This window comes from Vibrio sp. RM-41-2B (assembly GCF_024744415.1).
GTDB classification, from domain to species: domain Bacteria; phylum Pseudomonadota; class Gammaproteobacteria; order Enterobacterales; family Vibrionaceae; genus Vibrio; species Vibrio diabolicus.
Map to the genome: position 1 here is coordinate 253,151 of NZ_JAMQWD010000003.1, position 25,748 is coordinate 278,898.

Sequence of the window (25,748 nt, forward strand, 5' to 3'; positions counted from 1 at the left end):
ATTACCCTTCCTTCTCGATAGTATCTAGGCATTCACGAAGTAACGTACCGTACTCGTACTTACCTGGACATACAAAGGTACACAATGCTAGATCTTCTTCATCCAGTTCAAGCGCACCCAGTGCTTGAGCACTGTCTGTATCACCTGCACATAGATCACGAAGCAGCAGAGTAGGCTCCATATCTAGAGGCATTACGCGTTCGTAGTTGCCAATTGGAACCATTGAACGATCACTACCATTGGTCGTCGTTGTCATATTGAACAACTGACCTTTGAATACGTGACCAAGGAAAGAGCGAGTTACCGAGAACTTATTCTTACCAGGCATTGCCCAGCCAAATAGTTCTTTCTCACGGCCTTCACGTAATACAGAAACCTGTTGATGGTAACGGCCAAGGTATGCGTGTGGACCAGTTGCATGTGTACCTGTCAGTACAGAACCAGAAATCACACGAACTTCGCCAGGCATCAGCTCGTTATCTGTTAGGTCATCTAAGCTTGCACCGATTACGGTACGAACTAGACGAGGGTTATTCACAACTGGACCAGCTAGAGACACAACACGATCTGTGTATAGCTCACCAGTTAGGAACAGCTTACCGAACGCGATAACGTCTTGGTAGTTGATGCTCCATGCCACATTTTCTGCATTCACTGGGTATAGGAAATGCATGTGGGTGCCAGCAAGACCTGCTGGGTGAGGGCCATCGAAGACGTGTTCTTCTACGTTAGACTGTGAAGAGCGTGGCAAACTAGTGCCAGATTTACATACGTAAACCTTGCCTTCTGTCAGGGCTGAAAGAATGTCTAGACCAGCAATGAATGCTTCTTGTTGCTCATTAATGATCAACTCAGGCTTAGCTGCTAATGGATTAGTATCCATTGCAGTTACGAAAATAGCCTTAGTAGAAGACTCGATTGCAGGAACCTTGCTAAACGGACGAGTACGTAAAGCGGTCCATAGGCCAGAGTCAACCAACTGAGTCTTGATCACTTCACGATCTAGACCTGAAAGTTGAGCGGCTTCGAACTTATCAAATGTCACCTGCTCTTCACCTGCCACTTCAATCACTACAGATTGAAGGACACGTTTAGCGCCACGGTTAACTTCGATCACTTTACCGGCTGCTGGTGCAGTAAATTTCACGCCAGGGTTCTTTTTATCTTCAAAAAGAACTTGCGCTTTTTTCACTTCATCACCAACGCGGACATGCATGGTAGGACGCATGCCAACGTACTCTTCGCCAAGCAAGGCGACTTTTTTGATGGTCTTACCATCATTAATCACCTGGGATGGAGTTCCTGCGATAGGAAGATCCAAGCCCTTCTTTATTGTAATCATACGCACTTGCACTACTTTTATCGGGAAAAAGATTCTTTTGATTGCGTAACTTTTAGACACGACATCAGTGTCCGGTTTTGATGTTGTTTTAAACATCAAAATCGCAACATCCTATTAAAAATCTCGTCACAAGGAATACGCGAGATTTATCAGGTGCCGTAGTCTAGCATTTTTTAGGAACTTGATGCCATGACCAATCATTAGAATAGAGGGGTTATTTCGGTAGAATCAGGTCTAAAAGGTCAAAGAATAGTCATAACTTTGACCGATCGCACAAATGCCATATTCCATACATATCTTATGGAAAAGTCATATTCATCGCCTGAAATATCCTGCAATTTCCATTCATTTGTTGAAACACTGTTAACACATTTTTTAACCAGAATTTGTGCCACATCAATGCCCCTAAAGAATGTAAAACGAAAAAAGATGGCCTTAGCCACCTTTTCTCTGCACCTTTATATTTTGCGTCTTTAGTGACCGCCACCCATACACATAGGGCTATCAGGAGCGCCATCTTGTTCTCGCTTCCACTCTTCATCAGTGTATGTATGAATAGCTAGTGCATGAATGTGGTTATCTAGCTCATCTGCCAAAATTTGATGAACTTGGCGATGGCGTCCAATCAAACGCTGTCCCGCGAACGAATCACTCACAACAATCACTTTGAAGTGACTCTCCGAGCCTGGTGGCACATTATGCATGTAGCTCTCATTAATCACTTTGAGATAGCTTGGTTGCAGCTCACTGTGTAGTTTCTTCTCTATGATTTCTTGGATCATATTCGTTCCTCATTGATGCGAATTCCATAAGTATATACCTAAGTAAAGCAGACGTGTATCACTCAAACATCACTCTCATTATTGATGCATTTTACGTTCAACTGATTTCAAAGCGCTTGACGCTATGAACATGCCTAGAGAGCGACCACCACTGAACACGTAAAATTTGACAGCTTTTTGTATCTCGACACGTCATCATTTGCGACAATAACACTTAATTTCTAAATCAACTTACATTTAGCTATGAAAACCGAACTGAATCTTCACGAGCGAAGCTTAACACTTCATCGTTTCCCAAAACGCAGCAATGAAACTCTACAAGCGTGGGATGCCGGTGATGAGTATCTTATTAATCATGTTGAAGAACTTGCTTTGCCAGACAATCAAAACATCCTCGTGATTAATGACAGCTTTGGTGCCCTCTCCTGCTGGTTTTCAGAAAAGCACCATGTAACGCTAATGAGTGATTCATTCATTTCTCATAAGGGTGTGCTGCAGAACCTTGAGCAAAACCAGTGCAATAAGGTAGCATTTGCAACCACGATGGACCCCGTACCTTCCAATACTGATCTCGTATTGCTGCAACTGCCAAAAAGTAACCGTCACCTCGTTTGGATACTCAGTCAGTTAAGAAAAGCACTGCCTGCATCCTGCCCCATCATTGCAGTTAATAAAGCGAAAGACATTCATACTTCAACGCTAAAACTGTTTGAAAAATACTTGGGTGAGACAAAAACATCTCTGGCATGGAAAAAGCACCGATTGGTATTTGCTCAAGCAACGGTTGAACCAACAATTGAAGTGAGCCCTTTCACTACTTGGCGCGTTGATGGCGAAGATATCGAACTCAAGAACATGCCAAATGTCTATTCAGGAGAAAGCTTAGATTTAGGTGCGCGTTTTATGCTGCAGCACCTACCTCAAGACCCATTGGTAGATAATGTTATCGATCTCGGTTGCGGTAATGGTGTTCTGTCTGTGAAGTTTGGTCAGCTGAATCCGAATGCTCGATTAACATGTGTTGATGAAAGCTTTATGGCGCTTGAGTCAGCGAAGCAGAACCTGCTAGATAACCTTGGTGAAGATAGAGACATACAGTGTGTCGCAAACAATTGTTTGGACGGTTTTAAACACAACAGCTGCTCTATGATTATGTGTAACCCACCCTTTCACCAACAGCAGGCCATCACCGATCATATTGCTTGGCAAATGTTCTGTGATGCAAAGCAAGTATTAAGTGAAGGTGGTAAGTTACTGGTGATTGGAAATCGTCATCTTGGTTACGACGCAAAACTAAAACGGCTGTTTGGCGATAAGAATGTGAAACTTATCGCTTCCAACAATAAGTTTGTGATTTTACAGGCCACAAAAAATCCTGCTAAATTAAGCGCAAAATAAGCTTTAGCAAAATAGTTAAAAGGAATAATAAAATGAGAAAATTGGTACTTGCGGCTTCGGTTGCGTTGCTTGCTGCGTGTTCAGCGCCTCAACAGCCTCAGCTGAATTTGATGCCAGAAAGCACACTGAGCACCAATCCAATTGTTCAAGGCAAGACTTACAGCTTGACCAGCAAAGATGTACGTGCAGCGCAGTACGTGGCGTTGGTGGATAACGGCCGTTCGAACATTCTTCCTCTTCATGCTAAACAGAATTTACGTATTGCGTTAGAAGAAGCATTAGAGAAGCAGTTTTCATCTCAGGGCTTCCATGCCGATCTAAACAGCAACAATGCAATTGAATTAAACGTTCAAGAAGCATTAGTTAACGTAAAACATTCGGTGATGGAAAATGAGATGGATGCGAAAGTCGTGCTTGAAATCACCGCAGAAACACCAGAAGGCAAGCTGGTCAAAACTTACACAGGCACTGCGAAGCGTTCTGGCACATTGAGTGCGTCTGATGCCGACATTGAGCAAACACTGAATGATGTAGTGACATTAACACTTAAGGAAATTGCCAATGATCCTGAGCTTCGTCAATACATGCAGGAGCGTTTCTAATGTTACGCAAGGCAATTCTTTCTCTCGCGCTACTCAGTTGCAGCGTTTGGGCTGGACCAAAAGTGGCGTTTGAAACAACGTTAGGTTCATTTACTGTCGAACTGAATGAAGAGAAAGCGCCGATTACGGTAGCGAACTTCCTGAAATATGTAGAAGACGGTAGCTATGAAGGCACTATTTTTCACCGCGTTATTCCAGGCTTTATGGCGCAAGGTGGTGGCTTTAACCAAGATATGCAAATGGTGAAGACTTACGCTCCAATCAAAAACGAGGGTAATAACGGTTTAAATAACGACCGTGCGACGATTGCAATGGCGCGCACCAACGCGCCTGACTCTACTACTCGTCAGTTTTTTATCAATTTAGTCGACAATGATTTTCTAAACTACGGCGCTCGTCCACCGGGTTATGCTGTATTTGGCGAGGTCACGGAAGGATTCGACATTATCCAAAAAATGGCAAAACAGCCAACTACGACGACTCGCGGTATGCGTGATGTTCCCGAGACTCAAATCGTCATCACTAAAGCAACACTACTTAAATAGCCAAAACGATAAGCCCTTTGAATAATCGAAGGGCTTTCTCTTTCAACGGCTTCATTTTATTGGATTGATTTATGTCTTCATTACCTTCCATCACTTGGTTGGAAACGGTAAAAAGTTACCTCGATAAACGACTCATGTGGGTTTTCATGTTGGGCTGCTCTAGCGGCTTTCCGTGGGTACTTATCGGTTCAAATATGTCTGGCTGGCTAAAAGACGCTGGTTTGACCCTATCCGCAATAGGTTACTTTGGTAGTGTCTTTGCGGTTTATGCAATTAACTTTCTCTGGGCGCCACTCGTAGACCGGGTGAAGCTACCAGTGCTCTATCGACTACTTGGACAAAGGCGTAGCTGGATTTTCTTCTGTCAAAGTATTGTACTCGTCGCGACGGTATTTATTGCGGGCGTGAATCCAGCAGAGAACTTGGTGTTTGCGTCTCTACTCGCCTTGTGTATTGCAACCGCATCAGCAACACAAGACATTGCGATTGATGCTTTTCGTATTGATACTTTCCCAAAATTAGAAGAATCTAAGCTGCCACAAGCTTCTGCAATGGCGGTCATTGGCTGGTGGACAGGTTATTCACTACCGGGTTATTTAGCGTTTGTTAATGCTGATAGTGTCGGTTGGAATGGCGTGTATTACGGGATGGCGGTGATAGTCGGCATTCTAATGGTCTTTACGATTTTAGTCGGAGAGCCTAAGACTCAACGCGAACAACTTCAGTCTGCCGCTGAACAACGCCACAAAGAAGTGGTTGGTTCAAAAGTCGTGGCTTGGTTTACTGTGACTGTTGTAGAACCTTTCCTTGACTTCTTTAATCGCAATGGCGTCCGTGTCGCGATTACTCTTTTGCTGTTCGTTTTCCTATTCAAAATTGGCGAAGCGTTTTTGGGCAGGATGTCGATCGCGTTCTATAAAGATATTGGTTTTAGTAACGAACAAATTGGTTATTACTCCAAACTGATCGGATGGGGAGCCACTATCTTCTTTACCTTTGTCGGAAGCATGTTCAACGTCAGGTTTGGTATTGTACGTGGATTAATGATCGGCGGTATTGCTATGTCTGCCAGTAACTTGATGTTTGCTTGGATTGCATCGGTAGGCCCAAATGAGCACCTGTATTTAGCAACCATTATTGTCGATAACTTTACGACTGCTTTCTCAACTGTCGCTTTTGTTTCATTTTTGACGATTCTAACCGGACAAGCATTCTCGGCAACTCAGTATGCGTTGCTTGCCTCTTTGGGGAACTTCGGACGAACGACTCTTGCTTCTTTCAGTGGAGAACTGGTGGACTACCTCAATGACTGGAGCACGTTCTTTGTGCTTACCGCTGTTATGGTCGTGCCAAGCTTGATTATGTTGTACTCGCTACGACATTACTTTGATGCTTTATTAGAAAAAGCACGTCACAAGCACTAAGAAGCGCATCAAAAAACCACCGAATTCGGTGGTTTTTGTTTTGCGAGATATGAGATAAGAGGTCTATGGGTATAGCCCTTTGCCAAACATATTAAATATACGTGCCACACCTTGAGTAAAGATCATCGGCTCGGTCAATACGGTTAAACACAAGCAATCTTCTCCGACTTTAGTGTAAGGGCTGTGCTTCACTGACGCGTCTCGAATCATCAAATCGCCCTCTTCATATTGGCCATCCTCATCACTAAACCCACCATGTAGGATCAATGTAGATTCTAAGCCTTTGTGCGTATGTTGAGGGATTTGCACATCTTCTCCGATGTACATTAAGCTAACACGAGCATCTTCCCCTAGATCAATCTGAGCACTGAAAACCTTGCCTCCGTAACTTCTCCATGACCCTACAAGGTCAGAGAAACGCGCTAAGGTTTTGGGAAGTTCAAAGCTCTTTCCTGCAACATTCACTGCGGCAGGATCTCGGATAACGATGTTATCTGTCGCTGGCTCCGCATTGATAATATCATTGAACATATCGTCGAATTCAGGGACATATTCAGAGGGGATGTCGCTCACGATATTCGCTTGGCTGGCTTCGACTTGGTTCACATAAGCTCGGCACTTGGTACATGTTTCTAAATGGGTTGCGACCACAAGACCAGAAACTGCATCAATGCTTCCCGAAGCGTATGCTTCTAACAAGCTGTTATCTGGGTGTTTGTTCATAGTTGCTCCGTATGCATTGAATGCCTTAGCTTTTCTACTGCAAGCCTCAGCCTGGATTTTACGGTACCGAGGGGTATATCAAATAATTCAGCGACCTGCTGATGAGGTAGCTCCTCAAGATACACCGCTTGTAAAACGTCTCTCTGATTTTTCGGTAAAATATCTAAAAATTTAACCACCTGTTCTTTCAACATGTCTTGTTCTGGTGAATAGTGATCAACAAGATCTGGTGGATAATATTCTGACGGCCAAATGTCATCAGAATGAATGTGTAACTCCTTACCTTTCTGCTTTCTCAACAGATCAAAGCATAGGTTTCGGATTATGGTGTATATCCAAGTTGATAACGCGCTCTTTTCCCCATCATAGAGGTGCGCTTTCTGCCAAACTGTCGCCATGGTCTCTTGCACCATCTCCATAGCAACTTGCTCATTACCAACATGTTTGTAAGCGAATTGCTTCAGCTTGGGTGCGTAAAAACGGAATACAAAAGCGAACGCGTCTTTATCTCGAGCCTTCACTTTGTCCATGTAATCGTTCCAATCACTGCGCCCCAGTTTTTTTGGGCTATCACTCATCATAATCGGCCTTAATTTTAGGGAGGAGTCATCTCCTCCCATTCGTCCTAATCGGTAACGTCATCAACCAACAAGTTGAAGCCACCGTTGTTTCCATCATCAATGGCAACCACCTGATACACAACACCATTCATCACATTGACTGGTGCTGAATCAACAGCAACCGTACTTGGATCGCCTGCCACTGTCACGGTTACATAATAGGTACCTTCAGCGACATATAATCCCTGAACGCTATCTTTGTACGCAAAATTAGCAATAGTTGGATCACTTCCATCTATTCCAGCGCTTGTAGTGAGATAAATATCCACCATTTCCGCTACGGGATTCGCCGCCGCATGTGTCACATTCAGCGTCGCGCTAGTTGCCACTGCACGTCTCATGTCTTCAACAACTAGAGGTTCGATATCAATCGCTGGGCTAACAACACCGACTGCGTAAACACTGTAATCCATTCCGCCCGCAACCATTAATCCGTCAACATCGATAATAGGATTGGTTGTTGTGCCATCCACGTAAACGTCAATATCGTAAGCGCCAGCATCGAGATCCAAATAACCACGAATCTCTTTGAACGCTAAGTCGGCAAGAGGACCGAAGGCCGCCCCGTTAACGTTGACATCGACGATTGGCGCTCCATCAACAAGATGTCCAACTCTTACTTCAGCTTGGCTGCCCATATCCTCGATTATAGAAGATCCTGAACCATCCAATACCAACAGCTTAACCGGTGACGTGCTATTTGAATCTCCGGTACTGATAGCGGCAATCGTCAAGTTTGAATTAGCAGCAAGAGATATTGTGCCCGAGTCAAAAGCAACGCTATCCCCAACAGCAAGTCGAACTTGGTACTCACCAGCGGGGATGTTCAATACGTCTGTAGATGCTTTATATGCAAGATTCATAAGCGGTGTCGCGCTAGCAAGATCAGCCCCTGGCTCAGTGACGTAGAGATCAACGGCAGGAACGCCAGACGCTGCATGAACAACTTGAACATCTAAACTATTGGCATCAGCCATTGAATCGGCGCTGCGAGTCACAACTAAAGGTTCTACTGGGTTTGGTGAACCATTGGCATCACCAACAACGAACACGTTGTAATTGAGGTCTGAATCAAGGTCTAGTTCTGTTTTAGGTATTACGGTCGCGGTTTCATCGCCTGGAAGTTGAACATCAACTTGAATGGAGTTCATGCCCTCACGTAACTTCATGTAACCAGAACCCATACCATAATCAACACCTGTCAATGATGATTTATCGTTTATCCACACATTTGCAAGCGGCGCATCAGAAGACGCATGTACTGCTTGCAAATTGGAATACTCGATGGTGTCGCTGTCGGAGCCACACGCCGCCAGTCCTAATGCCGCCACCATAGTTAGCGCAGCTCTGCTAAATCCTTTCATATCCTTGCCTCTTTGTTAGTCGGGGCTTCTATGGCTTCTGTCAGAAATTGCAACGCAGGAATGCAGTTCTCTGCGCCAACGAGCTGTTCGAACAGATTGCAGTCTAAAGGAAGTAATTCAAGCCAGCGCTGGGTCACCCAAGCTGAGTCATCGTAAAAACGATGCTGGTAGAGATTTCCAAGTTGAGGAAACTCTTCATAAACATGGGATAACTGCTTGCTTAAATAGAAGAAATCTGGTGAGTTGTCTGGATGTTGCCAATTTTCTAACCATTCGACCTCTGCATGGCGTAAGCCGTCCGCATCTGCACGAACTCGTTTGACAACAAAGCGTTTCTCACCAGCGACTGTAATACCAAGAAGACCATCACTGAGTGTTTCAAAATCAACGATCCTGACCAAAGTTCCGATAGATGAAACATTTCCCACGTCTTTAGGGTCACCTTCACTACCTACTAGGCAAACTCCAAAACCCACATTTTGTAGGCTGCATTCCTTTACCATTCGCTTATATCGTGGCTCAAAAATGCGCAGATTCATTTTACCTTCAGGGAGTACAACTGAAGTGAGTGGGAATAACATGACTTCTTTCATTCAAACGTCCTCTTTGATTCACCGATACATACGAATCCCTTATCACTCCGATCACTAACGATTTATGTTGGTTAATCGACTGGCTTAAAAAGTCATAAAATCGCTTACGCAAACGATCCAAATCACATATTTATTGCAATCAAATGCAACAAACAAAAAGTTCCGTAAATAAAGATAATTTCGTGACGCAACTCACCAAAAACGTTCAATTTTGCACCCTTTATCACTTTCATTTGGGATTTTTATCGCTATTATTCCCGCCAATTGGAAAGCGCAGCACAGATTGCGTGTTCTGAATCATTACAAACATAGAGAGTCCCCTTATGCGTAAATCACTTTTAGCTCTTAGCCTTCTAGCGGCTACTTCAGCTCCAGTTATGGCTGCTGACTACTCAGACGGCGATATCCACAAGAACGATTACAAGTGGATGCAGTTCAACATCATGGGCGCAATAAATGAGAAAGGTCCTTACGAATCAACTCACGATTACCTAGAAATGGAATTTGGCGGTCGCTCTGGTATTTTCGACCTTTACGGCTATGTTGACGTATTCAACCTAACTTCCGACAGCAGCAGTGATAAAGCTGATAGAGATGGTAAAATCTTTATGAAGTTCGCCCCTCGTATGTCTCTAGACGCTATTACTGGTAAAGACTTATCTTTCGGTCCAGTACAAGAGCTTTACTTGTCTACTCTTTTTGAATGGGACGGTAACAATGGCGGTGTTAACACTCAGAAAGTAGGTCTTGGTTCTGACGTAATGGTTCCTTGGTTTGGTAAAATGGGTCTAAACCTTTACGGCACTTACGACTCAAACCAAAAAGATTGGAACGGTTTCCAAATCTCGACTAACTGGTTCAAACCATTCTACTTCTTCGAGAACGGTTCATTCATCTCTTACCAAGGTTACATCGATTACCAATTTGGTATGAAAGACGAGTATTCTCAAGTTAGTAATGGCGGTGCTATGTTCAACGGTATCTACTGGCACTCTGACCGCTTCGCGGTAGGTTACGGTCTAAAGCTATACCATGACGTATATGGTTTCGAAGATGGTACTGGTCTACCATGGGATTCTTCGACAAAATCTGAGTCTTCAGGCGTAGGTCACTACGTAGCTGTAACTTACAAGTTCTAATAGAACCGATAAGTTCCCCAAAAATGGCGCCTCTTGGCGCCATTTTTATTTGCTTTCCTTTTTTCCCTCATTATCCTTGCAGCAAACCTTTTTAATGAGAGCGTTTGGTGAATATCCTTATCCTCGGTCCAGGTGCGGTTGGCTCACTCTGGGCAACAAAATTTCAGCTTGCCGGACACAATGTTTCATTGTGGGGAAGAAGTTCAGAGAGACAACAATCACTTCAGTTGGATGACACACCTGCAACCGTATTCAGTAATCAAGATATTTCCTCCGTAAATAAAGCGGATCTCATTTTGATCACGGTAAAAGTTTGGCAAGTGGAAGACGCCATTCAGCCTTTACTGCCTCATATCAACGCTGACACGATTATCATGCTGATGCACAATGGTATGGGTACCGCCTCTGGCGTGGAGAAGGCTCTGCCAAACAATCCGATAGTGCTCGCCACAACGACGCACGGCGCATACAAACCAGATAACCAACACGTACTGCATACCGGTCACGGAACAACGCAAGTGGGTGGTTATAATGACAAAGGAATGCAGTGCGCTTTTCTGCAAGATGTTATGCATCATGCCCTTCCAGAGGCCATTTGGAATCCACACATCCAATCTGCGTTATGGACTAAGTTAGCAATTAACTGCGCGATTAACCCACTGACTGCGATTCACCAGTGTAAGAATGGTGAGCTTGCGCAGCCCGAGTTTAAGATACAACTCGAAAGCATCACTCAAGAACTGGTTGAAGTAATGAGTAAAGAAGGTATTGCTATCGAGTATCGCTCTCTTTTCGATACGGTAATACAAGTGGTGAACGCCACAGCTGAGAACTATTCTTCAATGAAGCAAGACGTATTCCATCAACGTCGAACGGAAATTGATTTTATAACCGGATACTTGTTAAAGGCTGCCGAGAAACATCGCATCAATACGCCTGAGAATTTAAAACTTTACCAACGCATCAAACAAATAGAACAAAGCTGGACAGAACAATGAGTAAGAAAATCTTAGTGCCAATCGCTCCGGGCACCGAAGAAATGGAAGCCGTCACCGTTATCGACATGATGGTTCGCGCGGGTTATGACGTTACGGTAGCGAGTGCTGCTTTTGATGGCTCATTGACGATGAAAGCTTCTCGCGGAGTCACATTAACAGCCGATTGTAAGCTGGTCGATATCGCTGATGATGAGTTTGACGCCATAGCGCTTTCTGGTGGTGTTGGTGGTGCAGAAATTTTTCGTGATAGCACGGTGATGATAGAAATCCTTAAGCAGCACATCTACGAGGGAAAGTTGGTCGCTGCTATCTGCGCAGCACCGGCGTTGGTATTGCAACACCATGATCTTTTCCCACAATCACTGATGACCTGTCACCCGAGCTTTCAGTCACATATCCCGGAAGAGAAGTGGCGCAGCAAACGCGTGACCTTTGATATCAACCACAACCTTATCACCAGTCAAGGTCCGGGCACTGCTTTAGAGTTCGCAATGGAAGTAATCATTCAACTCTCAGGTAAAAAACACGCATGGTCAGTTGCTGAACCAATGATCCCTCTGCCTACTCTGCATTACCATAAGCTTGGTGAAGAATAATGTTTGACGTAAATGCTGTACGTGAGCAATTTCCCGCTCTAAATCAATCCGTCAACGATACGCCCTTAGTGTATCTAGATAGCGCAGCGACAACGCAAAAACCGCAATGTGTGATTGATGTCATCAGTCATTACTACAGTGCGCAAAATGCCAATGTTCACCGTGGCAGTCATAGTTTAACGGCTAATGCCACCAGCCAATTTGAAGCGGCACGAGAACGAGTGGCAAACTTTATTGGTGCAAACAGCTCTAAAGAGATCATTTGGACACGGGGCGCAACCGAAGCACTGAACTTAATTGCTCAGACTTACGCCCGCAGCACGTTACAACCGGGTGATGAGATCTTGATTAGCGAGATGGAGCACCACGCTAACATCGTGCCTTGGCAAATCGTGGCAGAGCAAACGGGCGCCAAAGTCATAAAAGTTCCAATGACATCAGATTGCCAGTTCGACATCAGCGCATTTAAGGTGCTTCTGTCTGACCGCTGTAAAATTGTTGCTTGTGCGCAAATCACCAACGTCACGGGCACACGACAACCTATCGAAAAAATCACTGAACTAGCGCACAGCGTTGGCGCGGTTGTTGTGATTGATGGCGCTCAAGGCATCGTCCATGAGCAGCTTGATTTATCGGTATCAGATATCGATTTTTACGTTTTCTCAGGTCACAAGCTTTATGCGCCAGCAGGTATTGGTGTCCTATACGGCAAACTAGAGTTGTTAGAAGCTATGCCACCATGGCACGGCGGCGGTAAAATGGTTGAACGCGTTTCTTTCGAGAAAACGACCTTTTCAGCACTTCCTGGCAAATTTGAAGCGGGCACACCAAACGTAGCGGGCGCGATTGCTTTAGCGAAAGCCATTGAGTGGTACCAAGGTTTTGACCATCACGCAGTCGAGGATCATCTCCATGCGCTTCAGGATAAGGCCTACCAAGCACTAAACGCGTTGGATGACATCCATATTCTAGGCTATCAACCGAATGCCTCTGTACTGACGTTCGTAATGGACGGCGTTCATCACCAAGACATGGCGACGCTGCTCGATCAACAAGGCATTGCGGTACGAGCAGGACACCACTGCGCTCACCCATTGATGGATGCGCTAAACGTTAAAGGCACGGTACGCGTTTCTTTTGGTATTTATAACACGGCTGAAGATGTGGATAGACTCATCGCCGCCGTAGAAAAAGCCGTCGACATGCTATAACGCCAACGGTTTGATTTGGAGTAACCAACAAGGTTACTCCATCTGCCTATCCAGAGTCGCCACGCAATTTCTGCCATTTCTTTTCGCAGCATAAAGCGCTTTATCTGCATGCGCATACAAACGTTTGGTGGTTTCATTTCTGCCTATTTCCACCACGCCTACACTCACCGTGACCGGAATTTCAATCTTTTCAAATTCGAACTGACAATTTTGAATATGGGAACGTACTTCCTCTCCTACCTCTTTCGCCGCCGACAGAGAAGTTTCTGGCAAAATAATCGCAAACTCCTCCCCTCCGACTCTTGCAAAAATTTCGTCTTTGACGAGTAAGTGAGAAACCAAATCAGCTAACGTCTCTAAGACATAATCCCCCGCATCATGACCACGTTTATCATTGATGACTTTAAAAAAATCCAAATCAAATAATAACAACGCGGAGTGATAATCCGGAGCTTGGGATTTAATAACTTCTTCTGTGAGCTTTTCGAAAAAGACACGTCGATTGTAGATGTTGGTAAGAGCATCAATTTGGCTTTGATGGCGAAGAAGGGTTTCAACTCGGTGGCGATTGGAGATGTTACGTGTAAGAATAAGGACAACGCGACGACCTCGGTATTTTATAGCGAGTGGGCAGATCTTTCCTTCGTAGTATAGGTCGCGCATCTATTCCCTGAATGCTGTCGGCGCACATCTTGTACTCGATCGTCACAATACTGTCTTGTTTCAGTGACCGATTTATCTGTTCGATAAACCAGTCAGCTTTATCTTTCTCAAGTACGCTGTGCAGCGTCTCACCTATCAAATTACTTCCATCGTGATAGGCTTTTTTATCTGTTCCTCCAAAAACATCAATATAGATACCATCTTCACTCAGAATAAAAGTGGGGTCTGGCATTCCGGATAACACGTCTTGCGCATGTTCCAAGGTGAATTGCATATAGGGAGGTTCCTAGCATTTGTATCTAAGTAACCCAATCGCTTCCAAGTGTGTTTCCACATTGGGGAATAGGAGCTAATGGGGCATATGTCTATTATCTAATATAGACAAATTTTAAATACAATTGAGTTTATAAAAACCAAGTGGGCAATATAATGAACCAGGATCAATAGAATGGTTAATTAACGCTAAAATAGTCGACCATTTGCATATTTTTTATCCATATGCAAAAAATATCTCAACTCAGATACAAAAAACGCCAAACAGCTAGGCTATTCGGCGTTTTTTAAGAATTGGGAAAATGACTCGTTACACGGCGGTTTGCTTAATCTGCTCTACAATAGCTTTCAAGCCATTACCACGTGACGGGCTTAAATGGGAGACAAGCCCCAGTTGATCAAAATAAGCATCAATATCAAATGCTTGAATTTGATCGGCCGTTTTACCGTCATAAGCTGCCATTACCAAGGCAATCAACCCACGGACGATACGCGCATCGGAGTCCGCACAAAAATGCCAAACGCCATCTTGCTCTTGGCTCACTAGCCACACCAAGCTTTCACAGCCCGAAACGGTAACTTGTTCTGATTTCAGCTCTTCTGGCATTTGTGGCAGCTTTTTACCCCACTGAATAACCTGACGGTAACGATCTTCCCAGCCTTTAAATTGCTGCATAGTCGCTACAATGTCTTCGCTGGTGATATCTGTACCAAATGGAGAAACGGGAAAATCTGTCATGATGCGCTCTTCTTCTAGTTTACTTCTTATATTTTGAAATCAACTTCTCAACGATTCGCGATACCGCGACAAAGCCAAACGTTGCAGTTACGACAGTCGCCGCACCAAAACCGCTAGCGCAATCCATACGTTTGGGGCCTTCCGCTGTCGACTTCACACCACACACTGAACCGTCTGCTTGAGGGTACTTCAGCTGCTCGGTTGAAAACACGCAATCAATACCAAACTTACGAGCCGGATTCTTAGGGAAGTTATGATGACGACGCAAGGTGTCTTTGATTTTCTTCGCTAGAGGATCTTGGATCGTTTTCGTTAAATCAGCGACCATGATCTGCGTTGGGTCAACCTGACCACCAGCGCCCCCCGTAGTGATCACTTTGATCTTGTTGCTGCGGCAATACGCCAACAAAGACGCCTTCGCTTTTACGCTGTCAATCGCATCTAGCACGTAATCAAACTCTTTGCTTAAGTACTCATGTTGATTGTCTGGCGTGATGAAATCATCAATCAGGTTGACTTTACACTCTGGGTTGATCAATTTGACACGCTCGGCCATCACTTCAATTTTGCTTTGGCCAACGGTGCCCGTCATCGCATGAATTTGGCGGTTAATGTTCGTGACACAAACATCGTCCATATCAATCAGAGTTAGCTCACCGATCCCTGTACGAGCCAGCGCTTCCACCGCCCATGAACCTACGCCACCAATACCAATCACACAAACGTGTGCAGCGCGAAGAATGTCCACTTCGCTGTTGCCATAAAGACGACGAGTGCCGCCAAAGCGTTGATTGTAGCTGTCAGATGCTGGGGTATCGAGTTCACGCATATTGAAGTCCAGATGATCGATAGAAAAACAAAGAGTGCGATTTATACGCACTCTTTGATGAAATGTCTAGATAAGAGAGTGTTCCTCTCTCTTGGACGACTATTGTAGCTTTTCTGGCGGTAAAGCCCAAGGCGCTTGAGTTGGTGAGTTTTCTAACCCAAGTTTCCACACTCGACCAAAATGCTTGTAGTGCCCTGCTTCCGTTCCTGCTCTCGCACCAATGCCATGATACAGATCCAAATGGTTCTGTTTTACCGCACCACCAGTGTCTAAAACGATCAGCATTCGCAGTTGATGCGCACCACTCCACGTACCATCGGCATTCAGCAGTGGCACTTCCGCCAAGATTGGCGTACCCATTGGTAAGATAGAACGGTCACCCGCGACGGCGGCCATTGGCAACAACGGAATACCAGCCGAGCCTGTTACTGGCGCTTCTGCTTTTGGCGCAAAGAAAACGTAAGAAGGGTTTTGCTCCAACAACTCGCGCACTTTCGCATCGTCGTTGTCCATCACCCACTCTTTGATTGCTTTGAGGGACATTTTTTCACGCGGGACTTCACCACGTTCAATCAAAATGCGGCCAATGCTGACGTAAGCTTTATTGTTTTTACCCGCGTACGCAAAGTACTCCAACGTATCATCATCTTCAAAATGCACGTAGCCACTGCCTTGCACTTCCATCATAAATGGGTCGATACGATTAGGCGCGTAACCTAGCACCAAACCTTGTCCATCTAGTGCTCCATTGTAGATCTCCGCGCGAGTCGGACAATCTGATGAGCAGTTTGGCTTGCCATAAACTGGGTACTTAAAAATGTCGTTTGGTGTATGACGCAGTTCCATCACGGGAGAAAAGTATCCGGTAAACAACACATTACCTTTTTTATCACCACCACCCAATTGCGCGGCTTGAATGCCAAACGCACTCAACGCGCTGGTATCTCCGCTCTGTTGCGCCCACTCACTTAATCGTTGATATAGCGGTTGGTACATCTTCGCCATGGATGGTGACTTTATCACCACTTGCTCAGCTTGCTTGTTAAATTCAGTAAAATCGCGTGGTTTGTTAGACTCAACCACATCCACTTGATTGAGGATCTGAGGAAACTCACCATCAAGATATTGCTGAGCACGATCATTTTGTTGAGCACAGCCAAAGAGTAGGCTCAAAGAGATAATAGGAAGGAGTTTTTTTAACACGTGTCTTTTCCGTAAAAGAGAATAGCAAAAGGATGGCAAACAAATGCATACGACGCAATTGAAAAGCAACGACAAAATGTTTCAACGCTAAGCCAATCCGTTTACTCGTTGTGAATTCATTCAGTTAATGCAACATGATAACAGCGGAAGAATTACGGAATTGTCCGGATTATGTTTGAAAGTAAGATTTACCTATTGAGAGATGAAATTGTGATCATCCATGTGACTCACAGACGCAAGAGATCTCTGCTTAAAAGACAATGATAAAAACGACTATCTTACCGCAATCCTTGCACGCCCCTCTAAACGGAATACAGGTAGATAATGTGCATTGGCATCCAGCTTCATTTCTGCATGCTGCTTACCCACAAAATTGAAGTGCCGCTCATTTGAACCCACTCGATACGAAAACGAATCCCCATCGAATTCAAAACTGGTAGCCACTGTAGAACCATTTACAGTAACACCGCGCTCACTCAACACAAATTCTTCACGAGCATAAGGCGCAACATCTTGCTCAACCCAGCGGCCATAAATAGTCGATTTAGGAATAGGCGGATTAATGGTTCGAGTAATCAAATCACTATATAGCATGCACACGACAACGGTTCCAACTATCGCTATAAGCATGAGAGAACGCTCTAGCCACTTACGAAGCATTGATTTAGATGACGTTTTTGACAGATTTGAAGCAGTGATCGCAGCATTCTTATTAACAACAGAAGACATGAGGTTCACGTGTTGAGAAAAGACGCGCTCATTGTAACTCTCCCTTTCAACGGGACCAAGAACCTACCTCAATATGTTTGTGCTTTATTCCAAAATTTCACCTTGCCACCAAGTGAATAAAAAGGCATTATTTTGACATAATTAAACAAAGGAATAGCTGTGGTGAAAATTCGTAGTACTGCTCTCGTAAAAGGATTCCGTCAATCAACACCTTATGTCAATGCTCACCGCGAAAAAACCATGGTGATCATGCTGGGCGGAGAAGCCGTCGCACACAAAAATTTTGGCAATATTATTAATGATATCGCACTCATGCACAGCCTCGGAATTAAAGTCGTGGTGGTGTATGGTGCACGTCCTCAAATTAATCAGCTGCTAGAAAAACAAGACCTCACTACGCCTTACCACAAAAATATCCGCATTACGGATGAATCGGCTTTATCTGTTGTTATGCAAGCTGCCGGACAACTTCAACTTGCGATTACTGCGCGCCTATCAATGAGCCTCAACAACACTCCGATGGCAGGCACCCAGCTCAATGTCGTTAGCGGAAACTACATCATTGCTCAGCCACTCGGCGTTGATGACGGGGTGGATTATTGCCATAGTGGACGTATTCGCCGCATTGACACCGATGCTATCAACCGCACTCTTGATCAAGGCTCTATTGTGCTACTTGGCCCCATTGCGAGCTCCGTGACTGGCGAGTGTTTTAACTTACTTTCTGAAGAAGTCGCGACACAACTGGCGATCAAGTTGGGCGCAGACAAACTGATTGGTTTCTGTTCAGAACAAGGGGTCATTGATGACAACGGTAATGCTGTCGCCGAGTTGCTGCCAATTGAGGCGGAGCATGTCATCAAAACGCTCTCTGAAAATACGTCTCCTGACCTAGATTACAACACTGGGACACTGCGCTTTCTTAAAGGGTCTATTGCCGCTTGCCGTGCCGGAGTACCTCGTAGCCACTTGATCAGTTATAAAGTAGATGGAGCCCTAATTCAGGAGTTGTTCTCTTTCGACGGTATCGGAACCCAAGTCGTTATGGCGAGCGCTGAACAAGTGAGGCAAGCCAATATTGACGATATTGGCGGTATCTTAGACCTCATTCGTCCTTTAGAAGAGCAAGGTGTACTCGTTAGGCGCTCTCGAGAGCAGCTAGAACAAGAGATTGGAAAATTTACCATCATCGAAAAAGACGGCTTGATTATTGGCTGTGCTGCCCTTTATCCATACCCAGAAGAGCGCAAAGCTGAGATGGCTTGCGTAGCGATTCACCCTGACTATCGTGATGGGAACCGAGGTTTGTTACTGCTCAACTACATGAAACATCGTTCTAAATCCGAAACCATTGATCAGATTTTTGTCCTCACGACACACAGTCTGCATTGGTTCAGAGAGCAAGGTTTTTACGAAGTCAGTGTCGACTATTTGCCCGGAGCCAAACAAGGGCTATATAACTTCCAGCGTAAGTCAAAAATCTTAGCGCTAGATTTGTAGCTTAACCTTAAATCACGAAGCAAAATTTAACGCTCCGCTATACCAAAACCTCAAGGTGCGGGATTCAGCTCATTAACGCTCAATCCTGCACATCAAGTTTGTTTTGGAGTAAGGCCTCACATAAATCCTGCTTCGAGCTAGCGAGTCATCATATAAACACCAACTTAGAAATACGCAAACCATTGCTTGATTTTCGTTCCAATTTTATCTTTTAAATATACATTTGGTTGGCTATACTCTGCTCGCTAGTGATTGGTTTTTAACCAATACGAATGGATCTAGGTGATGTAATGTAGCCTTCACCCTAAAATACTGGGCAATTGAAAAACTAGTTAGCTCCGTATTGCACACCAAGGACAGTTGTTAATCTGACTTTAAATAAGCCGAGACGAGCACTGTTATGAGAACAATCATTTGTAATTCGCTTCAAAGCTTCTGGGATATGGCTGACAATCAGTTTTTAGAAGGCCTAGACGTCCACTGTGTTTTCCCCGTAAATGATGCTATCCGAGATTTTATTCTTGCTTATCAACAGCAATACAAAATACGCAGCGTATCTTTTACCAACGCGTTCGCAAAACATGCATAAAAGAAGACCGAGCCATAAGCTCGGTCTTCTTGTTTTAGTTGGTAAGCCGCTGTACTAATCCACTCGCGCGAGCCGTTTTCACTTTAATGCCTCGCTTCAGAACGTTGAGTTCGGCGTAAAGAGCTAAACGCTTTTTCGCGCGGGTAATGCCTGTGTAAATCAACTCACGAGTTAATATCGGGCTAAAGTCTGGTGGCAAAATCATCAGGGTGTAATCAAATTCACTGCCTTGCGATTTATGGATGGTCATGGCGTAAGCCGTTTCATGTTCAGGCACTCGGCTTGGCAAGACCGATTTCACACTGCCGTCAGGTAACTCGAAAAAGACTTTCAAACGCGGTTCTTCTTCACTGTCATCGAGCATGCAAATACCGATATCACCGTTATACAAACCTAGACCATGATCATTACGCGTAACCATGACAGGTCTGCCGTGATACCAAATTTCATCCTGAACTTGAATGAACTTGCGCGCCGCGAGCGCTTTCTCGATGCGCTGGTTTAGCCCAGCAACACCAAAGTCACCTTCACGGATCGCGCACAGCAGTCGGCATTGGTTGAAGGTATCTAACACCGCTTTGGCTTTGTGCGTTAGCGACTCTGGCTCTCCGGTTTTAGGATCAGTTTCCTGTTGTCCAATGCGTTTGAGGTAACGACCGTATTCCTGCACCAACGTCTGCATCATTTGGTTGTAATGTTGACTACTTAGCGCGAAATGTTCGATGTCAGAAAAGTCACGCGCCCAGACGTTATCTACGCTCGCAGCAGAACCGGAGTTAACCGCTTTTGCCAACTGACCAATGCCTGAGCGAGCATCAAATCGGTAGCTCTTTTGCAGCATACATAAACTATCGGCAATGCTAGATGCACTGTTACCCGTATGCGCTAAAGTATCGAAACCCGTCAGTTTTGCGATGGCTGACGCCTGCTCTTTGCCATAACCCAACGCATGGAACGAACAGATATCACCCAACACAGCCCCAGCTTCAACTGAAGCAAGTTGGTCTTTATCACCTAGCAAAATCAGCCGCGCATGTTTCGGTAAGGCATCGACCACTTTGTACATCATTGGCAAATCGACCATCGACGCTTCGTCGATAACTAAAATATCCAAATGCAGTGGATTTTGCTTGTTGTGACGAAATTCTGCGCTATTAGGAATCGCGCCCAGCAACCGATGTAAGGTGCTTGATTCAGTCGGAATTTTGGCTTTTAGCTCCGGAGAAACTGGCAGCTCTTGCACCGCTTTACCAATGGACTCGGTTAATCGCGCCGCCGCTTTCCCCGTCGGGGCCACCAGCTTGATGGTTAGGTTTTTCTCGTGCGTCGCCTGTTCAATCAAAGCGGCAAGCAATTTGGTTACTGTCGTCGTTTTACCCGTGCCTGGACCACCAGAAATCACAGCAAATCGACGAGTTAACGCAACCGCCGCCGCGACTTTTTGCCAGTTCACACAAGCTGAGAGTGGTACGAGTTCATCCAGTGTTTGCAAATCTTGAACCTTGCGCGCATTGCTAAGCACGGAATCAATCGCAGGCCAATCCAACGATTCGCTTGCGACCACATCAAGGTGGTCACACACCAATTGTTGACGCAACACTTGGTTGCTGTTTCCCGCTTCTACTGCTTTGCCTAACGCGTTAAACAGAAAATAGTATTGGCGTGCAAACAAATGGTTGAGCAACTCGGATAATCGCGAAAACTCTTGCGCTTGCAAGTTAACTGCGGCGCCCAACTGGTTAAGCTTTTCCGCCAGTGTCACTTCATAATGCCAATAGCGGTGCAGATACAGACGCTCGCCATCGAACATCAGCGGTAAGGCTTCTCCTTGCGCGCCGACCACGCTGGAATTTTGTAATACTTGAATCCAGTCTATGCCTTGCAACTGTGTATTGAGCGCCAATGCCGACTCACCAAACAGCCCTAACTTACTGGCTAAATCCGCAGATTGCCCTTGCGCATCGAACAGAGACAGACAGATATGTCCTTTGCCAAGCTCACTACTGACAACACCAGCGATAAACGCCAGTGCTTGGCTGTCCGACGATTCATCATGCGTTTGAGAATGAATAAAACAGGCGAATTGGTAGTCGAGCTGACGAATAGCACCTTTGTGCGCCAAGCGTTCCAGCACTACCAATAAACTATCTTGGCCAGAATGAAGATTGTGATTTGTCGTCATTAAAGTAGCTCCATCTGCCCGGCTTGAGTTGAGCGCGTTTCAAGTGCTTGACCATCAATCAAACGATCCATCTCTTGTAAGAACTCTAAGGTTGGTTTCGCGGCAAAAATGCCGTGGTCACTCTGCCCATCCATGCCGCGCAAGAACAAGTAATACACACCACCGAAGTGCTGCTCGTATTGATAATTCGCCAATCGGCTGCGTAGGAAACGATGCAGTGCTAACGCATAAATCTGATACTGCAAATCGTAGCGATGATCCGCCATCGCCGATTTCAGAGCCTCACCATGGTAGTGCGTCACATCGTCGCCAAGATGATTCGATTTCCAGTCAAGCACGTAGTATTTACCTTGATGTTCAAACACCAAGTCGATAAAACCTTTGAGCATGCCTTGCACGGTTTGGAAACCTAAATCCCCCGCTTTCGCGGACAACGGATCGTGACGCTGAATGACTCGGTTTAACGCCGGTGCAGACAACACTTCAATCGGCAACAAAAATTCCATCTCCACCAAACGTTGCGACGGTACTTTTTGATTCAGCAGCAAAGACTTACCATCCAACGGCGTTGCGAGTACGGTATCAATCAATTGCTGTAAAATGGGCAACCACTCTTCATCGAGCTGTTCGCTTTCCATCAAGCCAAGGATGATTTGTGTATTCTCTTCCGTCGTGGCTGGCTGAGTAAATTCAATTTCCTCAAACAGGCTGTGCAGGAACGTACCCGGACGCGCACCACGAGGGAAGGTAAAAATAGAACGCTCTGGCTCCACCAAATCCGCTTCGTCTTGTTCTTCAGATGAGTCGATATCAAAACCCGTAATCTCAATCGTGGCATCATGCTCGGCGTGATGAGAGCCTTGCTTGACCAAGCCAGAATAACTGGTGATGCGCCAGTTTCTATCGATAGGGTTTTGCAGCTCTTTCGCGCTAAGATCGTGTATTTCTTCTTGTGGCGATACGTACTTCTCTTCGAGTTGCTGCGGCGGATCGGCCACAACGACACAATCAAGCTCGTCTTGTTGCTTTGTTAAACCTTGGTACAAATCGTTGATGCCACCTTCTTGACCATTTTGAATCAAATAGCCAATTGCACTGCGGTGTACGCCGGTTGGCTCTTTGGTCGAACGACCATTGCGCAAAGGCGAGGCACCGATAAAACACGCATACACAGCACGCGTTAACGCCACGTATATCAAGCGTAAGTCTTCCGCCAAACGCTCTTTATCCGCTTGCTTCATGGACGCATCGTTGCCAGTGATATCCAGTACCGTGCGGTCATTGGCTGCATCGTAATATTTGGCTTCACTGGCTTCTCGATAGCTGAACACAAACGGCAGAAATACGAGGTCATACTCCAAGCCTTTTGATTTGTGAATAGTTACGATCTGCACTAAGTTACGTTCCGATTCTAAACGTTGGATTTGGTCATCACTGCCACCCAAACCGTTTTCCGCATCACTGATAGACTGAGCGAGCCAACGCAGCAGACCGTGGTCGCTATCCAGTTCATTACTGGCTTGTTGAAGCAGTTCACCAATGTGCATTAAATCGGTAAGTACTCGCTCACCATTCTCACCCTGTGAACTCGCGCCTTCTTCTAGTAATCGCTCGGCAATATGGCGTTTGCTGATCACCGCGCGCAACATCGGCAGCACACCACGTTGAACCCAAAGTTTGCGATATTCTTTGAATTCGTTTACGGCGTTTTCCCACACCACTTCATCGTTATTAAGCGCATCCAAACTTGCTGCGTCGAGGGCAAACAGCTCAGAGGCAAGACTTGCACGCAGCGCACGGTCATTTTCTGGCGTCAGCACCGCTTGCAGCAAACGCTGTAAATCCTGCGCCACTGAACTGGTAAACACACTGTCTCGGTTAGACAGGTACACGCTGGCAATACCTTGCTCTGCTAGCGCTTGTTTGATCATTCGACCTTCACTACCTGTTCGAACCAACACCGCGATATTGCCCGCTTGAACCGCTTTCTGTTTTTCGCCATTCACCAGACACGCTTGCCCCTGTTGAGCCTGCGTCAAAATAGTTTGGATTTGGCTTGCGGTCGCCTCTGCCATTCGAGTCAAATACTCGCCTTTTGGTAGCGGTTTATCGTCCGCTTCTTGCAACCAATAAGTCAGCGCGGGTTGCTTTTGGCCACCCATAGTCCAAATGCGTTTTTCGGCATTAGGACTGTACTTAACGGGTAAGAAGGGAATATCCGAATCATAGATAAATGGACTATCAGGCAAGGCAAACACTTGGTTCACCGCCTGCACCATATCGGCACTTGAACGCCAGTTGGTTCCTAACGTGTAGTGGGCACTTACTTGGTTACGCGCTTTGATGTAAGTGAAAATGTCTGCGCCACGAAAGCCATAAATCGCCTGCTTCGGGTCACCGATCATAAACAAACCACATTCCGGGTTGTTCAGATAAATACGACTGAAAATACTGTATTGAAGCGGGTCGGTATCTTGGAACTCGTCAATCATTGCGACAGGATACAAAGTACGAATACGCGCAGCTAAAAGCTCGCTTTCGTCCGTATCGATAGAAGCAGAAAGTTGCGTCAGCAAATCATCGAAAGAGAGCCACTGTTTTTGATTTTTCGCGTTGGCCAGCATCACACGACAATGTTCAATTGCATGAGCAAGCAGTGGTGCTTTTAAGCTGATTGGGTTAGCAAGAAATGTTTCAATGGCTTCAAATACCGCGTGCTGCGGCGCACTGCCTTTCGGTGTTTTTTCCAACAAGACGTTCTGCGCGAATTTTTCCAGCTTGTCTGGATAATCGTAACCAGTAGTTTCCGTTGCCGCCCAAGCATTCACCGCCTCCAACCACGTCGGCAGAGACTTTTTGGTGTAGCTACGTTTGTTAATATCTGAATCTGAAATCAGCGTTAAGAAGTCATCTTGGCTTTCTCGCCACTGTGCTTTTAATTCATCAATTTTTTTCAAATTTTCAGTATGAAGATCAGCCAAACTGCCTTTCATTGCAGGAACAGAAAGGCTTAACGGCGCACCGGTTAAGTAATTGCTGATGTCAGACAACAACGCAGATGGAGAGCTCCATAGCTGGCGAATTTCTCCAGCCAAGGTAAATGGCAACGGGTAGAAATTGCGACGCCAGTAATCGGCTACAACTTGCGATTTTAGGTGACTTTCATCGGTCACAAACTCGTTATTAAATCGGCTGCCAGATTCAAACGCATTTTGCGTTAGCATGCGTTGGCAAAAACCGTGAATGGTGTAGACCGCCGCCTCGTCCATCTGACGTTCTGCCTGCAATAAAATTTCTGCGGCTTGCTTGTGATCGTCAAACTCATTAAGCAAAGGTTGGATCACCGGATCGGAACTCTGTCCACGCGCAAACGCGATTCGCGCATCATGTATTCTTGCCCTGATACGATCGCGCAATTCCGCAGTTGCCGCTTCGGTAAAGGTTACGACCAGAATTTGGTCGACCGTAAGCGGTACGCGATGTCGAGTTTCCGCACTACCATGACCAAGCAAAAGGCGCAGATATAAACCTGCAATAGTGAAGGTTTTACCTGTACCTGCTGATGCCTCGATTAACCTCGCACCATGCAGAGGAAACGTCATCGGTTCTAGTGGCGTTGGTTGAGGTTGCTCTGTGCGGTCTAACGTATGTAGAGGACACTCTGCACCTGACATTTGATCCATAACGCTGAATCTCTCCGGATT

At 45.5% G+C, this 25,748-nt stretch carries 23 protein-coding genes; 10 read left to right on the top strand and 13 right to left on the bottom strand.

Going from position 1 to position 25,748, the window contains the following annotated elements:
• Position 1: 1 nt before the first annotated feature.
• Both NB463_RS01280 and bolA read right to left on the bottom strand, forming a co-directional pair.
• Entirely contained in the window at positions 2 to 1,342 is a 1,341-nt protein-coding gene (locus NB463_RS01280) for a Na(+)-translocating NADH-quinone reductase subunit A (protein WP_041853022.1), read from the bottom strand.
• A 473-nt stretch (positions 1,343 to 1,815) separates the two neighbouring features.
• A complete protein-coding gene (bolA, locus tag NB463_RS01285; RefSeq protein ID WP_005380262.1) occupies positions 1,816 to 2,124 on the bottom strand; it encodes a transcriptional regulator BolA in 309 nt (102 codons plus the stop codon).
• A gap of 243 nt (positions 2,125 to 2,367) precedes the next feature.
• Between bolA and NB463_RS01290 the strand changes: the two genes are divergently transcribed.
• The 4 genes from NB463_RS01290 (at position 2,368) to NB463_RS01305 (ending at position 6,093) form a co-directional block, all read left to right on the top strand.
• Complete coding sequence (locus NB463_RS01290) at positions 2,368 to 3,522, top strand: methyltransferase (RefSeq protein WP_258431122.1); 1,155 nt, start codon at positions 2,368 to 2,370, stop codon at positions 3,520 to 3,522.
• A gap of 32 nt (positions 3,523 to 3,554) precedes the next feature.
• Positions 3,555 to 4,124, top strand: a complete 570-nt coding sequence (locus NB463_RS01295; protein ID WP_012841484.1) for a YajG family lipoprotein — start codon at positions 3,555 to 3,557, stop codon at positions 4,122 to 4,124.
• A complete protein-coding gene (locus tag NB463_RS01300; RefSeq protein ID WP_258431123.1) occupies positions 4,124 to 4,669 on the top strand; it encodes a peptidylprolyl isomerase in 546 nt (181 codons plus the stop codon). The genes NB463_RS01295 and NB463_RS01300 overlap by 1 nt, the downstream gene beginning before the upstream one ends.
• Before the next feature lie 71 nt (positions 4,670 to 4,740).
• Positions 4,741 to 6,093 carry an AmpG family muropeptide MFS transporter gene (locus NB463_RS01305; protein WP_258431124.1) on the top strand — a complete coding sequence of 451 codons (1,353 nt, stop codon included), beginning with the start codon at positions 4,741 to 4,743 and terminating at the stop codon, positions 6,091 to 6,093.
• A gap of 63 nt (positions 6,094 to 6,156) precedes the next feature.
• On the opposite strand, the gene NB463_RS01310 is transcribed toward NB463_RS01305, so the two are convergent.
• The 4 genes from NB463_RS01310 to NB463_RS01325 are packed head-to-tail and all read right to left on the bottom strand — an operon-like array spanning position 6,157 to position 9,393.
• On the bottom strand, positions 6,157 to 6,816 hold the full coding sequence (locus NB463_RS01310) for a ChrR family anti-sigma-E factor (protein ID WP_006742555.1): 660 nt from the start codon (positions 6,814 to 6,816) through the stop codon (positions 6,157 to 6,159).
• On the bottom strand, positions 6,813 to 7,397 hold the full coding sequence (locus tag NB463_RS01315) for an RNA polymerase sigma factor (RefSeq protein ID WP_005380255.1): 585 nt from the start codon (positions 7,395 to 7,397) through the stop codon (positions 6,813 to 6,815). The genes NB463_RS01310 and NB463_RS01315 overlap by 4 nt, the downstream gene beginning before the upstream one ends.
• A 44-nt stretch (positions 7,398 to 7,441) precedes the next feature.
• Positions 7,442 to 8,800 carry a DUF4397 domain-containing protein gene (locus NB463_RS01320; RefSeq protein WP_258431125.1) on the bottom strand — a complete coding sequence of 453 codons (1,359 nt, stop codon included), beginning with the start codon at positions 8,798 to 8,800 and terminating at the stop codon, positions 7,442 to 7,444.
• Positions 8,797 to 9,393: an LON peptidase substrate-binding domain-containing protein gene (locus NB463_RS01325; protein WP_170891056.1), complete on the bottom strand. Its 597-nt coding sequence runs from the start codon at positions 9,391 to 9,393 to the stop codon at positions 8,797 to 8,799. Before NB463_RS01325 ends, NB463_RS01320 begins: the two co-directional genes overlap by 4 nt.
• 323 nt (positions 9,394 to 9,716) lie before the next feature.
• Between NB463_RS01325 and NB463_RS01330 the strand changes: the two genes are divergently transcribed.
• From NB463_RS01330 to csdA, 4 genes are all read left to right on the top strand, one after another.
• Complete coding sequence (locus tag NB463_RS01330; protein WP_104970872.1) at positions 9,717 to 10,532, top strand: nucleoside-specific channel-forming Tsx family protein; 816 nt, start codon at positions 9,717 to 9,719, stop codon at positions 10,530 to 10,532.
• Between the two features lie 107 nt (positions 10,533 to 10,639).
• Positions 10,640 to 11,530: a 2-dehydropantoate 2-reductase gene (gene panE, locus NB463_RS01335; protein ID WP_145473553.1), complete on the top strand. Its 891-nt coding sequence runs from the start codon at positions 10,640 to 10,642 to the stop codon at positions 11,528 to 11,530.
• Positions 11,527 to 12,126 carry a DJ-1 family glyoxalase III gene (locus tag NB463_RS01340; protein ID WP_006742560.1) on the top strand — a complete coding sequence of 200 codons (600 nt, stop codon included), beginning with the start codon at positions 11,527 to 11,529 and terminating at the stop codon, positions 12,124 to 12,126. The genes panE and NB463_RS01340 overlap by 4 nt, the downstream gene beginning before the upstream one ends.
• Positions 12,126 to 13,337 carry a cysteine desulfurase CsdA gene (gene csdA / locus NB463_RS01345; protein ID WP_145473552.1) on the top strand — a complete coding sequence of 404 codons (1,212 nt, stop codon included), beginning with the start codon at positions 12,126 to 12,128 and terminating at the stop codon, positions 13,335 to 13,337. Before NB463_RS01340 ends, csdA begins: the two co-directional genes overlap by 1 nt.
• Before the next feature lie 33 nt (positions 13,338 to 13,370).
• On the opposite strand, the gene NB463_RS01350 is transcribed toward csdA, so the two are convergent.
• The 5 genes from NB463_RS01350 to NB463_RS01370 all read right to left on the bottom strand — a co-directional run bounded on the left by NB463_RS01350 (position 13,371) and on the right by NB463_RS01370 (position 17,773).
• A complete protein-coding gene (locus NB463_RS01350; protein ID WP_258431126.1) occupies positions 13,371 to 14,000 on the bottom strand; it encodes a GGDEF domain-containing protein in 630 nt (209 codons plus the stop codon).
• A 583-nt stretch (positions 14,001 to 14,583) separates the two neighbouring features.
• Positions 14,584 to 15,012 carry a cysteine desulfurase sulfur acceptor subunit CsdE gene (gene csdE / locus NB463_RS01355; RefSeq protein WP_053809816.1) on the bottom strand — a complete coding sequence of 143 codons (429 nt, stop codon included), beginning with the start codon at positions 15,010 to 15,012 and terminating at the stop codon, positions 14,584 to 14,586.
• 19 nt (positions 15,013 to 15,031) lie between these two features.
• Complete coding sequence (gene tcdA / locus NB463_RS01360) at positions 15,032 to 15,841, bottom strand: tRNA cyclic N6-threonylcarbamoyladenosine(37) synthase TcdA (RefSeq protein WP_005380241.1); 810 nt, start codon at positions 15,839 to 15,841, stop codon at positions 15,032 to 15,034.
• A gap of 99 nt (positions 15,842 to 15,940) precedes the next feature.
• Positions 15,941 to 17,044, bottom strand: a complete 1,104-nt coding sequence (mltA, locus tag NB463_RS01365; protein WP_145473551.1) for a murein transglycosylase A — start codon at positions 17,042 to 17,044, stop codon at positions 15,941 to 15,943.
• Positions 17,045 to 17,317: 273 nt separating this feature from the next.
• Positions 17,318 to 17,773, bottom strand: a complete 456-nt coding sequence (locus tag NB463_RS01370) for a DUF2850 domain-containing protein (protein ID WP_065645491.1) — start codon at positions 17,771 to 17,773, stop codon at positions 17,318 to 17,320.
• Positions 17,774 to 17,935: 162 nt separating this feature from the next.
• Here NB463_RS01370 and argA point away from each other — a divergent pair, with 162 nt between their 5' ends.
• Together argA and NB463_RS01380 are read left to right on the top strand one after the other, a co-directional pair.
• A complete protein-coding gene (argA, locus tag NB463_RS01375) occupies positions 17,936 to 19,273 on the top strand; it encodes an amino-acid N-acetyltransferase (protein ID WP_065645525.1) in 1,338 nt (445 codons plus the stop codon).
• Between the two features lie 400 nt (positions 19,274 to 19,673).
• Positions 19,674 to 19,862, top strand: coding sequence for a hypothetical protein (locus tag NB463_RS01380; RefSeq protein WP_005380230.1), 189 nt, complete (start codon positions 19,674 to 19,676; stop codon positions 19,860 to 19,862).
• A gap of 34 nt (positions 19,863 to 19,896) precedes the next feature.
• On the opposite strand, the gene recD is transcribed toward NB463_RS01380, so the two are convergent.
• A complete protein-coding gene (gene recD, locus NB463_RS01385) occupies positions 19,897 to 22,044 on the bottom strand; it encodes an exodeoxyribonuclease V subunit alpha (protein WP_145473550.1) in 2,148 nt (715 codons plus the stop codon).
• Complete coding sequence (recB, locus tag NB463_RS01390) at positions 22,044 to 25,718, bottom strand: exodeoxyribonuclease V subunit beta (RefSeq protein WP_258431144.1); 3,675 nt, start codon at positions 25,716 to 25,718, stop codon at positions 22,044 to 22,046. Before recB ends, recD begins: the two co-directional genes overlap by 1 nt.
• Positions 25,719 to 25,748: the final 30 nt, after the last annotated feature.

Bases quoted from the DNA above. Each gene is read 5' to 3' on its own strand.
- NB463_RS01280 (WP_041853022.1), bottom strand. From the start codon at position 1,342: ATGATTACAATAAAGAAGGGCTTGGATCTTCCTATCGCAGGAACTCCA.
- bolA (WP_005380262.1), bottom strand. From the start codon at position 2,124: ATGATCCAAGAAATCATAGAGAAGAAACTACACAGTGAGCTGCAACCA.
- NB463_RS01290 (WP_258431122.1), top strand. From the start codon at position 2,368: ATGAAAACCGAACTGAATCTTCACGAGCGAAGCTTAACACTTCATCGT.
- NB463_RS01295 (WP_012841484.1), top strand. From the start codon at position 3,555: ATGAGAAAATTGGTACTTGCGGCTTCGGTTGCGTTGCTTGCTGCGTGT.
- NB463_RS01300 (WP_258431123.1), top strand. From the start codon at position 4,124: ATGTTACGCAAGGCAATTCTTTCTCTCGCGCTACTCAGTTGCAGCGTT.
- NB463_RS01305 (WP_258431124.1), top strand. From the start codon at position 4,741: ATGTCTTCATTACCTTCCATCACTTGGTTGGAAACGGTAAAAAGTTAC.
- NB463_RS01310 (WP_006742555.1), bottom strand. From the start codon at position 6,816: ATGAACAAACACCCAGATAACAGCTTGTTAGAAGCATACGCTTCGGGA.
- NB463_RS01315 (WP_005380255.1), bottom strand. From the start codon at position 7,397: ATGATGAGTGATAGCCCAAAAAAACTGGGGCGCAGTGATTGGAACGAT.
- NB463_RS01320 (WP_258431125.1), bottom strand. From the start codon at position 8,800: ATGAAAGGATTTAGCAGAGCTGCGCTAACTATGGTGGCGGCATTAGGA.
- NB463_RS01325 (WP_170891056.1), bottom strand. From the start codon at position 9,393: ATGAAAGAAGTCATGTTATTCCCACTCACTTCAGTTGTACTCCCTGAA.
- NB463_RS01330 (WP_104970872.1), top strand. From the start codon at position 9,717: ATGCGTAAATCACTTTTAGCTCTTAGCCTTCTAGCGGCTACTTCAGCT.
- NB463_RS01340 (WP_006742560.1), top strand. From the start codon at position 11,527: ATGAGTAAGAAAATCTTAGTGCCAATCGCTCCGGGCACCGAAGAAATG.
- csdA (WP_145473552.1), top strand. From the start codon at position 12,126: ATGTTTGACGTAAATGCTGTACGTGAGCAATTTCCCGCTCTAAATCAA.
- NB463_RS01350 (WP_258431126.1), bottom strand. From the start codon at position 14,000: ATGCGCGACCTATACTACGAAGGAAAGATCTGCCCACTCGCTATAAAA.
- csdE (WP_053809816.1), bottom strand. From the start codon at position 15,012: ATGACAGATTTTCCCGTTTCTCCATTTGGTACAGATATCACCAGCGAA.
- tcdA (WP_005380241.1), bottom strand. From the start codon at position 15,841: ATGCGTGAACTCGATACCCCAGCATCTGACAGCTACAATCAACGCTTT.
- NB463_RS01370 (WP_065645491.1), bottom strand. From the start codon at position 17,773: ATGTCTTCTGTTGTTAATAAGAATGCTGCGATCACTGCTTCAAATCTG.
- NB463_RS01380 (WP_005380230.1), top strand. From the start codon at position 19,674: ATGAGAACAATCATTTGTAATTCGCTTCAAAGCTTCTGGGATATGGCT.
- recD (WP_145473550.1), bottom strand. From the start codon at position 22,044: ATGACGACAAATCACAATCTTCATTCTGGCCAAGATAGTTTATTGGTA.
- recB (WP_258431144.1), bottom strand. From the start codon at position 25,718: ATGTCAGGTGCAGAGTGTCCTCTACATACGTTAGACCGCACAGAGCAA.